Origin of the sequence: Ornithinimicrobium flavum, assembly GCF_004526345.1 — a bacterium.
GTDB classification, from domain to species: domain Bacteria; phylum Actinomycetota; class Actinomycetes; order Actinomycetales; family Dermatophilaceae; genus Ornithinicoccus; species Ornithinicoccus flavus.
The window spans coordinates 1249887-1263287 of sequence record NZ_CP038213.1 but is presented as its reverse complement, the minus strand read 5'-3'; the positions used below and the strand labels follow the sequence as shown (position 1 = coordinate 1263287).

General features: G+C 69.1%; 16 protein-coding genes and 1 pseudogene. All 17 read right to left on the bottom strand.

Annotation, left to right across the window (positions count from 1 at the left end; all coding sequences use genetic code 11):
* Position 1: 1 nt before the first annotated feature.
* Positions 2-930: pseudogene (locus E3Z34_RS05900) on the bottom strand (RluA family pseudouridine synthase).
* Positions 927-1499, bottom strand: a complete 573-nt coding sequence (gene lspA / locus E3Z34_RS05895; protein ID WP_202977032.1) for a signal peptidase II — start codon at positions 1497-1499, stop codon at positions 927-929. Before lspA ends, E3Z34_RS05900 begins: the two are co-directional and overlap by 4 nt.
* A complete protein-coding gene (locus E3Z34_RS05890; protein ID WP_202977031.1) occupies positions 1472-1909 on the bottom strand; it encodes a TraR/DksA family transcriptional regulator in 438 nt (145 codons plus the stop codon). The genes lspA and E3Z34_RS05890 overlap by 28 nt, the downstream gene beginning before the upstream one ends.
* 170 nt (positions 1910-2079) lie before the next feature.
* Positions 2080-3279: a DivIVA domain-containing protein gene (locus E3Z34_RS19395; protein WP_134772856.1), complete on the bottom strand. Its 1200-nt coding sequence runs from the start codon at positions 3277-3279 to the stop codon at positions 2080-2082.
* Between the two features lie 124 nt (positions 3280-3403).
* Positions 3404-3688 carry a YggT family protein gene (locus E3Z34_RS05880; protein WP_134772855.1) on the bottom strand — a complete coding sequence of 95 codons (285 nt, stop codon included), beginning with the start codon at positions 3686-3688 and terminating at the stop codon, positions 3404-3406.
* Between the two features lie 57 nt (positions 3689-3745).
* On the bottom strand, positions 3746-4264 hold the full coding sequence (locus tag E3Z34_RS05875) for a cell division protein SepF (RefSeq protein ID WP_134772854.1): 519 nt from the start codon (positions 4262-4264) through the stop codon (positions 3746-3748).
* 63 nt (positions 4265-4327) lie between these two features.
* Positions 4328-5074, bottom strand: a complete 747-nt coding sequence (locus E3Z34_RS05870) for a YggS family pyridoxal phosphate-dependent enzyme (protein WP_134772853.1) — start codon at positions 5072-5074, stop codon at positions 4328-4330.
* On the bottom strand, positions 5074-5847 hold the full coding sequence (locus E3Z34_RS05865) for a purine nucleoside phosphorylase YfiH/LACC1 family protein (RefSeq protein ID WP_134772852.1): 774 nt from the start codon (positions 5845-5847) through the stop codon (positions 5074-5076). Before E3Z34_RS05865 ends, E3Z34_RS05870 begins: the two co-directional genes overlap by 1 nt.
* A 26-nt stretch (positions 5848-5873) precedes the next feature.
* Positions 5874-6212 carry a DivIVA domain-containing protein gene (locus tag E3Z34_RS05860; RefSeq protein ID WP_134772851.1) on the bottom strand — a complete coding sequence of 113 codons (339 nt, stop codon included), beginning with the start codon at positions 6210-6212 and terminating at the stop codon, positions 5874-5876.
* Between the two features lie 14 nt (positions 6213-6226).
* Positions 6227-7123: a type II secretion system F family protein gene (locus E3Z34_RS05855; RefSeq protein WP_134772850.1), complete on the bottom strand. Its 897-nt coding sequence runs from the start codon at positions 7121-7123 to the stop codon at positions 6227-6229.
* A complete protein-coding gene (locus tag E3Z34_RS05850; protein WP_134772849.1) occupies positions 7123-8022 on the bottom strand; it encodes a type II secretion system F family protein in 900 nt (299 codons plus the stop codon). Before E3Z34_RS05850 ends, E3Z34_RS05855 begins: the two co-directional genes overlap by 1 nt.
* A 48-nt stretch (positions 8023-8070) precedes the next feature.
* Positions 8071-9555, bottom strand: a complete 1485-nt coding sequence (locus E3Z34_RS05845) for a TadA family conjugal transfer-associated ATPase (protein WP_134772848.1) — start codon at positions 9553-9555, stop codon at positions 8071-8073.
* The gene (locus E3Z34_RS05840; RefSeq protein WP_134772847.1) at positions 9552-10742 is read right to left on the bottom strand and encodes a CpaE/TadZ family protein; all 1191 of its coding nucleotides are present in this window, start codon (positions 10740-10742) and stop codon (positions 9552-9554) included. Before E3Z34_RS05840 ends, E3Z34_RS05845 begins: the two co-directional genes overlap by 4 nt.
* A complete protein-coding gene (cpaB, locus tag E3Z34_RS05835) occupies positions 10739-11605 on the bottom strand; it encodes a Flp pilus assembly protein CpaB (RefSeq protein ID WP_134772846.1) in 867 nt (288 codons plus the stop codon). Before cpaB ends, E3Z34_RS05840 begins: the two co-directional genes overlap by 4 nt.
* Before the next feature lie 34 nt (positions 11606-11639).
* Complete coding sequence (locus E3Z34_RS05830) at positions 11640-12653, bottom strand: pilus assembly protein TadG-related protein (RefSeq protein WP_158288612.1); 1014 nt, start codon at positions 12651-12653, stop codon at positions 11640-11642.
* Between the two features lie 47 nt (positions 12654-12700).
* Positions 12701-13015: a hypothetical protein gene (locus tag E3Z34_RS20115; RefSeq protein ID WP_420818987.1), complete on the bottom strand. Its 315-nt coding sequence runs from the start codon at positions 13013-13015 to the stop codon at positions 12701-12703.
* A 149-nt stretch (positions 13016-13164) separates the two neighbouring features.
* Positions 13165-13374, bottom strand: a complete 210-nt coding sequence (locus tag E3Z34_RS05820; RefSeq protein ID WP_134772843.1) for a Flp family type IVb pilin — start codon at positions 13372-13374, stop codon at positions 13165-13167.
* Between the last annotated feature and the right edge of the window lie 27 nt (positions 13375-13401).

Genomic DNA, 13401 nt, shown 5'->3' with positions numbered 1-13401 from the left:
TTCAGCCTCGGATGACGTCCAGGGCGTGCTGCAGGTCCGAGGGGTATGGGGACTCGAACGTGATGTGCTCCCCGCTGCCGGGGTGCTCGAAGCCGAGCCTGGTGGCGTGGAGCCACTGCCGCTGCAGGCCGAGCCGCTTGGCCAGCGTCGGGTCGGCGCCGTAGGTGAGGTCGCCGACGCACGGGTGGCGCAGCGCGGAGAAGTGCACCCGGATCTGGTGGGTGCGGCCGGTCTCCAGGTGGATCTGCAGGAGGCTGGCCGAGCGGTGGGCCTCGAGCAGCTCGTAGTGCGTGATGCTCGGCCGGCCCTCCTTGCGGACGGCGAAGCGGTAGTCGTGCCCGGGGTGGCGGCCGATGGGGGCGTCGATGGTGCCCTCGTGCGGGTCGGGGAGCCCCTGGACGAGGGCGTGGTAGGTCTTGTCCACGGCCCGGTCGCGGAAGGCCTGCTTGAGACGGTGTAGGCCCGCTCGGACTTCGCCACGACCATCAGGCCGCTGGTCCCGACGTCGAGCCGCTGGACGATCCCCTGGCGCTCGGGCGCGCCGGAGGTGGAGATGCGGTAGCCCACGCCGGCGAGGCCGCCGACGACGGTCGGGCCGGACCAGCCGACGCTGGGGTGGGCGGCGACGAAGGCCGGCTTGTCGACGACGACGATCTCGGTGTCGTCGTGGACGATCCGCATCCCCTCCACCGGCTCGGCGACCACCTCCAGGCCGGCCGGCGGCCCCTGGGGCGCCAGCTCGACGTCGAGCATCGACCCGGCGCTGACCCGGTCGGACTTGCCGACGGTCTTGCCGTCCAGGTGGACCAGCCCCTGGGCCGCGAGGTCGGCGGCCTTGGAGCGGGACAGGCCCAGCAGGCGGGCCAGGGCGGCGTCGACACGCTCACCCTCGAGCCCCTCGGGGACGGGGAGGAAGCGGGAGTCGCTCACGGTCGCTCCTCCGGGGTCGGCTCCAGCTCGGCGTCCGCGGCCGGTCGGGGGTCACCCTCGGTGGTGCCGTCGGGAGACACGCCGCGCAGCGCCAGGAGGATGATGAGGCCGGCGGCCGTGGTGATCCCGATGTCGGCGAGGTTGAAGACGGGGAAGTTCGGCAGGCGCAGGAAGTCGACCACGTGGCCCACGCCGACCCCCGGCGGGCGCAGGTAGCGGTCGACGAGGTTGCCCAGGGCACCACCGAGCAGCAGCCCCAGGGTCAGGGCCCACGGCAGGCTCCGGGTGCGGAAGGCCTGCCAGACGATGACGACCACGATGAGCGTGGCGACCGCGGTGAGCACCCCCGTCATACCGGTGCCCAGGGAGAAGGCTGCGCCCGAGTTGTAGGTCAGGTGCAGCTGCAGCAGCTCCCCGACCAACGGCACCGATTCGCCACGCGTCAGGGAAGACTCGGCCCACCACTTGGTCAGCTGGTCCAGACCCAGCCACACGGCGGCGAGGGCGAGCACCAGCCCGGTGCGTCGCGAAGGGGCGTGGGTCAGCGGCGTTCCTGCTTCTGCTTGCATGTCATGCATAGCGTCGCACGCGGGAAGGCCTGCAGCCGCATCTTGCCGATCGGCTGCCCGCAGGAGTCGCAGTCGCCGTAGGTGCCCCGGTCGATCCGCTGCAGCGCCGTGCGCGACTGACCCAGCAGGTCGCGGGCGTTGTTCGTGATCGACAGCTCGTGCTCCCGCTCCCAGGTCGCCGCACCGGCGTCAGCCTGGTCGTCACCCGCCCCGTCGCTGTAGCTGCGCATGAGCTCGACCAGGTCGTGCTCGGCGTGGTCGACCTCGGCGCTGAGCCGGGCCACGTCCGCCTCCAGCTCGGCCCGGACCTCCTCCAGCTCCTGCGCCGTCCACGGGTCCTCGCCCTCCTGGACGGCCAAGGAGGTGTGCGGTCCCGCCTCCTTGCCCCTCTTGCTCGCGGTGGTCCCCACGGGCCCGCCCTTCGTCGTGTGTGCCGACCTGTGGCCGGAGAACCGCCTGTTGCGGATGTGGCCGAAGAATAGAGCAGGTCACGCGCCTGCACAACCGTCACCTGCCGCGACACGGGGACGGGCGCCCCGGCACACGTGGTGCCGGGACGCCCGTCGGGTGCTGCTGGGGCTCAGGTGTCGGGGTTGCCGTCCACCTTGGCGAGCTGGTCGGACAGGAACGCCCGGAGCCGGTCGCGCAGGTCGACCTCCTGGGTGTGCAGCTCCTGGATCCGGCCGTTGAGGCTGGTCTGCTGGGTGCTGAGGTCCTCGAGGATGCTCGAGCGCTGCTGCTCGGCCTCGCTGACCATCTGGGCGCTTCGCCCCTCCCCCTCGCTGACGAGCTCGTCGTGGCGGGCCTGGCCGGTCCGGACCAACTCGTCGTGCTGGGTCTGGCCCTCGGAGACGAGACGGTCGTGGGTCTGCTGACCGGTGGTGACCAGCTCGTCGTGGCGGGCCTGGCCGGTCTGCACGAGCTCGTCGTGGCGGGCCTGGCCGGTCCGGACCAGCTCGTCGTGCTGGGCCTGCCCCTCGGAGACGAGACGGTCGTGGGTCTGCTGACCGGTGGTCACCAGCTCCTCGTGGCGGGCGTCGGCCTCGGCGACGACGCGCTCCCTGTACTCATCACCCTCGCCGATCAGCCGCGCCTTGGTGCTCTCGCCCTCGGAGACGTGCTGGTCGTGCAGGCGCTGGGCCAGGGAGATGATCGAGCTGGCGTCGTCGCTCGGGCCGGCCGCGGCGGCACCGCCGGCGGCGAAGGCCGCCACCGGGGCGGCGTCGTCCTGGCGCTCGGCGGCCGCACGCTCAGCCGCCTCGATCGCCTGCTGGGCGCGGGCCTCGGCCTCGGCCAGCCGCTGCTCCAGCTGGGCACGCTCGCTCTGGCACGCCTCGAGCTGGCTGCGCAGCTCGTCGGCCTCGGCGGAGCCCTCACCGGCGACGGCCGGCCCGGTGTCCTCGCCCGTCGCGCGGGCGGCGGCGATCCGCTCCTGGGCCTGCTGCTCGACGGCCTCGGCCTCGGCGCGCCGGGCCTCGACCTGGGCCTCGAGCTGCTCCAGCTCGGCGGCGAGGTCGTCACGGCGTGCGAGGTCGGCCTCGTCCACCTGGCCACCCGCCGCGGGGACGGCGCGGTAGGCGTCGGTGTCGTCGCTGCTCAGACCCTTGCTGGCGCGGCAGTCCTCGAGGTCGGTGCGCAGACCCTCGTTCTCGGACAGCAGACGGCGCAGCTCGACGACTACCTCGTCGAGGAAGTCGTCCACCTGGGTCTCGTCATAGCCTCGGCGCAGATGGGTCGCGCTGAAACTCTTCTTGATCACGTCCTCGGGGGACAGTGCCATGTTCCACCTCGATCAGGGATGTCACGGACCCTGCCCGCAGGAGTCAGGGCAGGCTCGATGAAGTGCCTCGTGCAACGGTCACTGTAACGCACCGGCACCCCACCGGGCACCGCCGCGACCCTGGTCAGAACGGCAGGGCGAGCGCGAGCCGCTGGAGGATCCCGACCCCGATGATGAGCACGATGAAGCCCAGGTCCAGGGCGATCCCGCCAATCCGCAGCGGCGGGATGACCTTGCGCAGCGCCTTGAGCGGTGGGTCGGTCAACGTGTAGATGCCGTTGGCGAGCACGAGGATCGGGCCCCGCGGGCGCCACTCGCGGGCGAAGACCTGGATCCAGTCGAAGACCAGGCGCGCGATCAGCACGAAGATGTAGAGCTGCAGGACGAGCGCGAGAACCTGGCCAACCATGCGGTCAGGGTACGTGAGGAGGGTGAGGGAAACCTGGGCGGCTCGGAGCCGGCCGGGTCAGCTCTGGTTGAAGGGGGCTGCGGCGGAGCGGGCGGGCTCGCGCGAGCCCGAGTCGACTGCCACGTGCTCGGGGCTGAGCAGGAAGACCTTGCTGGTCACCCGCTCGATGGAGCCGCGGAGACCGAAGGCGAGACCGGCGGCGAAGTCGACCAGACGCTTGGCGTCCGCGTCGTCCATGTCGGTGAGGTTCATGATGACCGGCACGCCACCGCGGAAGGCCTCACCGATGTTCTTGGCCTCGTTGTAGGTGCGGGGGTGGATCGTGGTGATGCGGTTCAACTCGCCGACCTCCGGCTTGCGAACGACCTGGGAGACAGGGGTGCGGGTGGGCAGCTGGGCCACCTCGGCCGAGCGCGGCTCGTCGTCGTCCTCACGGATCGCCCGCACGGGAGCGGCGGTGGCGGCGGACGCCCGACGGTCGGTGCTCTCGTCGGAATAGTCGTCGTAGTAGTCGTCGCGCTCGTCGGACTCGGCGAGTCCGAGGTACTCCATGGTCTTGCGCAGTGCCCCGGCCATGTCACGAGCTCCTTGGTGCGTACGGGCGGATGACCCGTGGGTGTGCTTCGGTCGTGTGCGACGTTACCGCTGCTGCGGGCGCGATCCGAGGATTGCGCTGCCGACACGCAGGTGTGTCGTGCCGGCCGCGATCGCCAGCTCGAGGTCGCCGCTCATGCCCGCGGACAGCCAGCTCGCCCCGGGGTGGTCGGCCCGCAGCCGCTCCCCCAGGGCCGCGAGCCGGTCGAAGGCGGCCCGCGTGCCGGCCTCGTCCAGGCCGAAGGGGGCGACCGCCATGAGCCCCCGCAGCCGCAGGTGCTCGGCGCCGGCGACCTCCTCGGCCAGCGCCGGCAGGTCGTCCGGGAGGGCTCCGCCGCGGCCCTGGTCCTCCCCCTCGCCGAGGTCGACCTGCAGGGTGACCTCGAGCGGGGTATGCCGTGCGCCGCTGCCCAGGGCGGTGCCCACCCCGCGGTCGAGCGCGGTCACGAGACGGGCGCGGTCCACGGACTGGACGACGTCGGCATACCGCGTCACCCGGTTGGCCTTGTTCGTCTGCAGCTGCCCGATGAAGTGGACGGTGACCGCCGCGCGGACGTCCGCGCCGAGCTCGGCGACCTTGGCCCCCGCCTCCTGGTCCTTGTTCTCCCCGATGTCGGTGACCCCGAGGTCGACCAGGTGCTCGATGTCGGAGGCGGGGAAGAACTTGGTGACCACCACCAGGCCGATCTCACCGGTCTCCCGCCCCGCCCCGGTGCAGGCATGTTCGATGCGCTCACGCACCACCCGCAGGCGCTCCGCGATCTCGGTATGCCGCTCGCTCGTCGCATCCATCAGGCCACCTCTTCTCGTGGAAGGAGTCGGACCACGCCGGCGAAGCGCCCGGTGGTCCCGTCCCGACGGTACGAGAACAGGTCGTCGCGCTCCCGCGTGCACCCCGGCAGCCACCGCAGGGCGACACCCTCGCGGGCGAGCTGGGCGACGACGCCGGCGGCGACGTCGATGGCCGGCGTCCCCATCCACGTCACGGAGGCCGACGTCGGCTCGACCGCGGCGGCCTCGTCCCGCATCGCCCCGGGCACCTCGTAGCAGCGTGGGCAGACCGACGGCCCCACGACCGCCTCGAGGTCCCTCGCGCCCAGCTCGCGCAGCCGGGCGACCGTGGCCGGGACGACACCCTGGACCATTCCGGGACGCCCGGCGTGCACCGCAGCGACCAGGCCCTCTGTGCGGTCCAAGAGCAGCACCGGCACGCAGTCGGCGACCAGCACGACGAGCGCCTCGTCGGTGCGACCGGAGACGATGCCGTCCACGGGCGGGGGCACGTCTCCCCCGAAGTCCGGCACGTCCGGGCGGGTGCCCGGTGTCACCGCGACACCGCAGCCGTGCTGCTGGTCCATGAACCGCAGGTCGCCCAGCCGCAGCCCCAGCTCGTGGGCGAGCCGGTGCCGGTTGGTCTCGACCGCTTGGGGCAGGTCACCCACGTGCCCGCCCAGGTTGAGCTCGGCGTACGTCCCCTGGCTCGACCCGCCCGACCGGTCGGTGATCGCCCACTCGACGCCGTAGGCGTCACCGCTGGGCTCGAGCCGCTCGCGCCAGAAGAACACGCTCCGACCCTACTCACCGCCCGATGTCACGAGACCGTCCGGTCCTCCAACTCACTCACCTCGGCCCGGAGGCTGTCGTAGCGCTCCTGCAGGGCAGCCATGTCGGCGACCAGGTCCCGACGCTCGGCCCGGACCTGTTCCAACTGCTGCTGCTCGAGCTGCATCCGCGGGCTGACTCCTTCGGCGGACACCTCAGCTCCGAGTGTGTTCACCTGGGCCTGGAGCTCGTCGACCTTCCCATGAAGGCGACGCAGCTCCAGGACGACCTCCTCGAGGAAGGCGTCGACCTCGTCCGCGTCATAACCGCGGCGAAGCACCACGGTGTTGAAGGTCTTACGGACGACGTCCTCGGGGCTCAGCAGCATGGTGATCTCTCCGGTCAGAGGCCCGAGAAGGCCTCGATGATGTTGATGGCGCCAGGGCCCATCACGACGATGAACAGGGCGGGAAGAATGAACAGGATCAGGGGGAAGACCACCTTGACGGGGATCTGCATGGCCTTCTCCTCGGCGCGCTGCCGTCGCTTGATCCGCATCTCCGACGCCTGGGTGGACAGCACCTTGGCGATGGAGATGCCGTGCTCCTCACCCTGCATGATGGCACGGACAAACCTGCGCAGATCCTCGACCACCACCCGCTCCGTCAATCCTTTGTAGGCCACCCTGCGGGGGACACCGACCTGGATCTCCTGCAGGGTGCGGACGAACTCGTCGGCGAGCGGGCCACTGCTCCCCCGGGCGACGTGGGCGATGGCCGACTCGAAGCCGAGACCGGCCTCGACGGCGATGGTCAGCTGGTCGAGCGTGTCCGGCAGAGCTTCCTGGACGGCCTGCCGCCTCTTCAACCCGGTGTTGTAGAGAAGGATCTCCGGCAGGAACCAGACGAAGGCGGTCGTCAGAACGGCAAAGACGACCATCCGGGTGCTGGGCTCACCGGACAGGAGGAGCGCGAAGAAGCCGATGGCAGCGGAGGTGGCGACGAGCTTGGTCACGATCACGCGGTGCAGCGGCCAGCGGGCAGGACGGCCGGCACCTGCCAGCAGGCGGTCGTTCAGCCGGACCATCCCTGCAGGGGTCACTGCGTAAGCCAAGCGGTAGAGAGGACCGGAGGGCGCCGCGTACGGGTTCTCCTTGGGCGTGGCATGAACGTCCCGCTGGAGGTTGGCCAGGGCACGCCGGCGGACCGCGTCCTCACTCGTGGAGAACGCGTAGACGAGGAGCACCAAAGCGAGCCCGACGAGACCGGCCCCGATCAGCAGGATCGTCCGAGGGTCCATCAGAACTTCACCTCGATCACCTTGCGCAGCCAGAGCCCACCCAGGGTGAGCATGATGACCCCAGCGAAGATCATCGCCCAACCCAACGTGGACTGGACCAGGACGCCGATGTAGGTGGGGTTGACCAGGATGAGCAGTCCGGTCATCACGAACGGCAGTGCCATGAGGATGATCGCGGACAGCTTTCCTTCGGCGGCCAGTGCCCGCACCTGCCGCCGGATCTGCCCCCGCTCCCTGACCGTCTCGCCCACCGTGTCAAGGACCTCGGCGAGGTTGCCACCCACCTGTCGGTGGATCATGATCGCCTGCCCGATCCAGCGGAAGTCGTCGCTGTCCATCCGCTCGGCGGTCTCGGCCAGGGAGGCATTGAGGTCACGTCCGACCCTGGCCTCGTTGACGATGCGAGCCAGCTCCCCGGCGGCCGGGTCCTCGACCTCCTGGGCGACGAAGTGCAGGCCCTGGACCAGGGAGTGCCCCGCCCGCATGTTGCTCGCGAGCAATGTGACGACATCGTCGATCTGGTCTGCGAACCGGGTCCGACGCATGTCAGCCCGGATCGACACCCAGAACAGGACGGCGATGAGGGTGACCACGGCCAGCAGCACAGCCAGGATCAGACCTTGCACCACGAGCCCGAGGGCGAAGGCGGCAAGCATCGCGGCCCCGACCACCAGGACGAAGTCGGCGACGTCCATGCGGATGCCGGCGAGGTTGAGAGCATCGGCCCACCGGCGGCCCCTCCCACCCTGGTCCAGCCGCCTCCCGATCCAACCGGTGGCGACGCCCGCAGCACGCGTGACCGCCGAGGTCTCCTCTGCCCCATGCCGACGCCGATCGTGCGGCAGCCTGCGGTTCGGCAGGGCCAGCAGGAGCGCGATCACCACTCCCGCCAGACCCACAGCAGCACCACCGCGCCGGTGAGTGGGCTCACGCCCATCCGCGGCTCCTCACCGTCGACCTCGAGCGATGAAGACGTCCTCGAAGATGCCCGGGGGCAGCTGCACGCCCTGCTCGGCGAACCGGTCGGTGAAGAGTGGACGTACACCGGTAGGGATGGCGTGGCCCAGGAAGCGGCCGTTGGGGTCCACCCCGGCGGCGTAGTCGAAGGCGAACGCGTCCTGGAGGGTGACGATGTCACCCTCCATACCCTGCACCTCGGTGATAGCGGTCACACGTCGGGTGCCGTCCCGCAGCCGGTTGAGGTGCACGATGACGTCGACCGCAGAGGCGATCTGCTCGCGGATGGCTCGCAACGGCAGGTCCATACCGGCCATGAGCACCATCGTCTCCAGTCTGGCGATGGCATCGCGAGGGGTGTTGGCGTGCAGGGTAGACAAGGAACCCTCGTGCCCGGTGTTCATGGCCTGGAGCATGTCGAGGCTCTCCCCGCCTCGGACCTCGCCGACGATGATCCGGTCGGGTCGCATCCGGAGCGAGTTGCGGACCAGGTCGCGGATGGTGACCTCACCCTGGCCCTCGATGTTGCGGGGCCGGCTCTCGAGCCGGACCACGTGGTCCTGCTGGAGCTGGAGCTCGACGGCGTCCTCGATGGTGACGATGCGCTCTCGGGCGGGGATGAAGGACGAGAGGACGTTGAGCAGGGTGGTCTTCCCGGTGCCGGTGCCGCCCGTCACGAGGACGTTGAGCTTGGCCTCCACGCAGGCGCGCAGCAGCTGGACCATCTGCGCGGACATGCTGCCCCTGGCGACGAGGTCCTCGGCCCGCAGCGGCACCTTGCCGAACTTGCGAATCGTCAGGGTGGCCCCAGAGACGGCGAGCGGCGAGATCACCGCGTTGACCCGGGAGCCGTCCTCCAGCCGCGCGTCCACCATGGGGGACGACTCGTCGATCCGGCGCCCGACCCGCCCGACGATGCGCTCGATCACCCGGCGCAGATGCTCGTCGGAGGAGAACTGCACGTCGACCCGCCGGAGCAGCCCGTCCTGCTCGATGTAGACGTTCTCATGGCCGTTAACCATGATCTCGGTGACATCATCGTCGTCGAGAAGCTTCTGCAGCGGGCCGTAGCCCAGGACGTCGTCCGCGATCTCCGCGACCAGACGACGCCGCTCCTCGGCCCTCAGCGGCACGCTGCTGCTGTTGACCAGCCCGTTCACCTCGCGCATGACAAGGGCGCGCAGGGCCTTCTCGTCCATGGAGGTGTCGGTCAACCGGTTGCCCAGCCGGGTGAAGAGCTGGTCCCGGGCGTCCGCCTTCAGGCCGGCCAGTGCGTCCGACTGTCGAGGTGGAGGCTGGGCCTCCTTCAGGCCCTCCGGGGGCGTCGTCACAGGCTCGGGGGCTGGCGTCTGCGGCGGGGCACCGACCGCCGCGGGAGGCGCGAGAGGCGCTGATGTCGGTTCAGCCGCCACCGTCGGGGGCCCTGCCATCGGACCCGACGCCTGGGCTCGGCGCAACCGTTCGCTGAGATTCATCGGCTCAAAAGCCCCCGGTGCTGGCGGCCGGCACTTCCCGCGCCGAGGGGTGCGAACCGGCCCGCCAGTGCGGTGAGGTCCTTGCTGACCGGATCACGTGGATTGCTGATGACCAGGGGCTCCCCGGCGTTCGTCGCACGGAGCAGTTTGGTGCTGCGCGGCAGGACCACGTCGACCTTGCGACCGAGGGTGGCGGCCACGTCGGCCACGCTGAGCCCTCCAGACTTGTCGGCCATGTTCACGACGACGTGGATGTTCAGCGGCTCGAGGTCCAGCTCGTGGAGCAGGTCCAGTTCCTTGCGCATCCCCCGAACGCTGGGCACGTCCAGGCCGCAGACCAGCACGACGTCCGTGGCCTGGTCGAGCGCCGCGAGCGTCTGCTCGTGCAGCCCTGGGGCGGTGTCGAGGATGACGTAGCGGAACTCCCGCTTGAGCGTCCCCAGCAGGCGGGAGATGTGCTCGGTGCCGATGTGGTCCGCCTCGGCCGGGTTGCGGACGCCCGGCAGGACGTAGAGTCCCGACTCGTGCTGAGTCAGCAGGCTCTTCAGGGCGATGGCGTCCGTGGCGACCGGGCCGGAGAGCACGTCGCCCAGGGTGTAAGTGGGGTCGAGATTTAGCGCGGCTGCGACATCTCCGAACTGCACGTCGAGGTCCACCAGCACTGTCCCGGTCGGCGAGTGCTGGGCCAGTGCGGCGGCCAGGTGGGTGGCGATCGTGGTCTTGCCCACGCCGCCCTTGGGCGAGGCGACAGCGATGACCCGGCCCGTGAAGGTGTCGCCGGGGGCGTGCCCGGTGGCGAAGGCCTGGGCTGACTCTGCGGCTCGACGAAGGACCCACCGGACGTCCTCGAGGGGCGGCTCGGGGGGCAGCACGTCGCGCACGCCGCTGCGAAGGGCCTGGAGGGCAATCTCCTCACCCCGCGGCGTCACCAGGACGACGCTCACCTGGGGGTGCGACTGCTGCATCCGGGAAGCGAGCTGTAGCACGCGCCCCTCGGTCTCTGCGTCACCGCCACCGTCGAGGATGACGGTACGCACAGCTTCGGGATCGTCCGCCAGCGCCAGGAGTTGCGCTGCGCCGGCGGGGACCTGATCCCGGGTGATCACCATGAGCTCGTCGTCGGTTCCGGCGAGGCGGATTGACCGGGACAGGCTCCGGGAGTCGGTGGCAACGATGATGGTGCTCATTCGATGACTCCGATCACCTGGGAGGGAAGTGCCGGGACCACCGCGTCCACATCTGCATCCTCAGCGTCCTCCGGTGCGAAGGTCAGCCACAAGCTTCCGGTCTCCATGGCGAAGATGACTCTGGCAGCGTCCTGGGGCTCCACGGCCAAGGTCACGTGGACCGTGTCCGCAGCGCCAGCGTCCTGGCCATCCTCCTGGGCGGCGACGTAGCCACCTTCCACCCGCACAACCAGCACCTTGTCCAGCAGCAGGTCGGTGTACGTGATCGTGTCGTCGGAGTTCGTTGATCCCTGCTCCCCCTCGTCACCCTCGCCGGCGGTGTCGCCTTGGTTGCTCGCCTGTTCGTCGTCCCAGACGAGGGCACCACTCTCATCGACGGTCCAACCGCTGGGTGGCTCCACCTCGAAGGTGCTGAAGACACCGACAAGGTCACCAGCCGCAATGCTGCCTCCCAGTGCCCGCGGGTTGGGGATGTTGACAGTCAGCTGGTGGAGGGTCTCTGCCTCCTCCGGGAGGACGAAGGCCCCCTGCCGGCGCAACTCGTCTACAGGGACGAACAGACCTGTGCTCAGTTGCTCGTCCGCCCGGATCTCCCGTTGCGTGACCCGATCCTCTAGGTCCTCCACGGCTTCTACTGCGTCTTGGACCACGTAGGCACGAGGGATCTGCCGCACCTCGACTGTGTCCCCCAGCTCGTCGGCCCTAGCTCCTTGGGAGATGGTCTCCGTCGCCACCAAGACGTCAACGGTCTCCTGATCCGCCAGCGCACGCTCGTCCGCCCGGTTGGCGTAGTTGATGACGAGAAGGATGCCGATTGCGGCGAGCGACAGTGCAGCAACAGCCGCAATGACACGCTTGATCACATGTATTCCTTAGATTCAGCTGCTTGCGCAGCTATTAACCGGCAAACCCGGGATCGACGAGTCGAATGACAGATATCTCTGATGGCGGTCCTTCTCCACTGAAGTCATCGCCCAGTTCCACCCAGCCACCGAACTGCCCTCGGAGGCACGTATCGGCATAGTACCTACCCGGGGACGCTTCTGGCGGATTGGGGGGCTTGGGCTCCAGGCAGGTGAACCCGGTTGGAATGTCGGGTTTCGTCTGAAACTCGATACCGTGAAGTTCGAGAGCCGCGAACCGCACCAGACGGTACTCCGCATTGCCGCCACTGGCCTCTCTCGCATCGAAGATGGGCAGGAGGACAGTCATAGGCCCATCCTGCAGGGGAGCCAGGGCCGTGCTGATGCAGTTGGGCGGATCCATCCCGGGCATTCCGGGCTCGTCCGGCTCCCCTGTGCCATCATCAAGAATGATGTCAACCTCGCAGGTCGTGGTGTCGTCAGGCAGCAACCATCCGAACCCACCTGGGGGGTAGTACTCGTGCCAGCCGCAGTACGCAGAGTCCTCTGACCCGCCGCCACCGCCACCCCCACCACTGCCGCCGCCACCCTGCGGCTGCCAGATCTCGATGATTTCGCCCAGATCGGGTTCGCCCGAGGTTTGCTCCAAGAAGCTACACATCGAAATCGTCAGTGGCAGGACCGAACCCGCAGTCGGTGTGAACCACTCGGCGGTCGCCTCGCGCACCACCGTGAAGGACGGAAACCCGACGGCCCCGGCGAAATAGTTCTCGTGCTCGACGCTAACCTCGACCGTCACCCGGTTGCTAGTCGGGTAGGTGTCTGACGCGGTCACTGTCTGCAGACGGACGTTCCCTTGGGCCAGGTCCGTCACTCGCACCTCCTCCGAGCCATCAGTGCAGACCACCCCCTCTTGCGCGCAATGCTGGGCGGTGCCGAGCGCAGCGGCATCAGCGGCGTTCTGGACCTCTTGGGACTTGGCGTAGGCCGAGGTCACGTCCACTCCGAGGCCGGTGAAGCCCACCAGGACCAGCAGCGTGAGGGCCACGATGATCGCGGATGCTCCTCGTTCCCCTTGCTCCCGTAGACGACTGATTAGCCGTTGCATCTCATCGCCCCCTGGGCTCTGATCGGGATGTTGCCTGGCCAGAAGCCAGTCATGGCCTTCGTCGTGTAGGTCACCTCTACGGTCCAGCGACAGGACTCTTCTCCCGGCGTTCCGGATCGAACCGGGGTGGAACCCGTGAGTGAATCATCGTCGAGAGGAGCGATGGCCCAAAAAACTTCTCCGAACTTGGTTGCCCCATGCGTATCACTATCAGTGATGGCCGCCGTTCTCGCCGCGTCCCGGGCCGCCTGGGCCAGACTTCCCTGGATGGCCCACAGGCGCCCGAACTCCATGACGCCCATGAGGAGGGTGACAAGAAGCATCGCCACGAGAGCGAACTCCACGGCGGCGGCACCACGCTCCCTATCAGGGCGGTTCTTGACCACTGCTTGTCCTCTCAAAGGGACGTGCCCGGTCAGTCCGGAGACTGACCGGGCGATGGGACTGCTCGTCACTCGGTCTCTGCGACACCACCAAGCCGGCCTGAGACGTCCGTGAACACCGCAAGCAGGTCTTCCCCGATGGTGAACACAATGCCGATGATGACAGCCGCGATAGCGGCGACCATGATGCCGTACTCGACGGCGGTGGCGCCGCGCTCCTTGTCGGCCTCGACGAGGCGAGCCTTCAGGGTGGCGAGGGTGTAGAAGATGGCAGCCATGAGATGGCCTTTCTGCGAAGTTGCTGG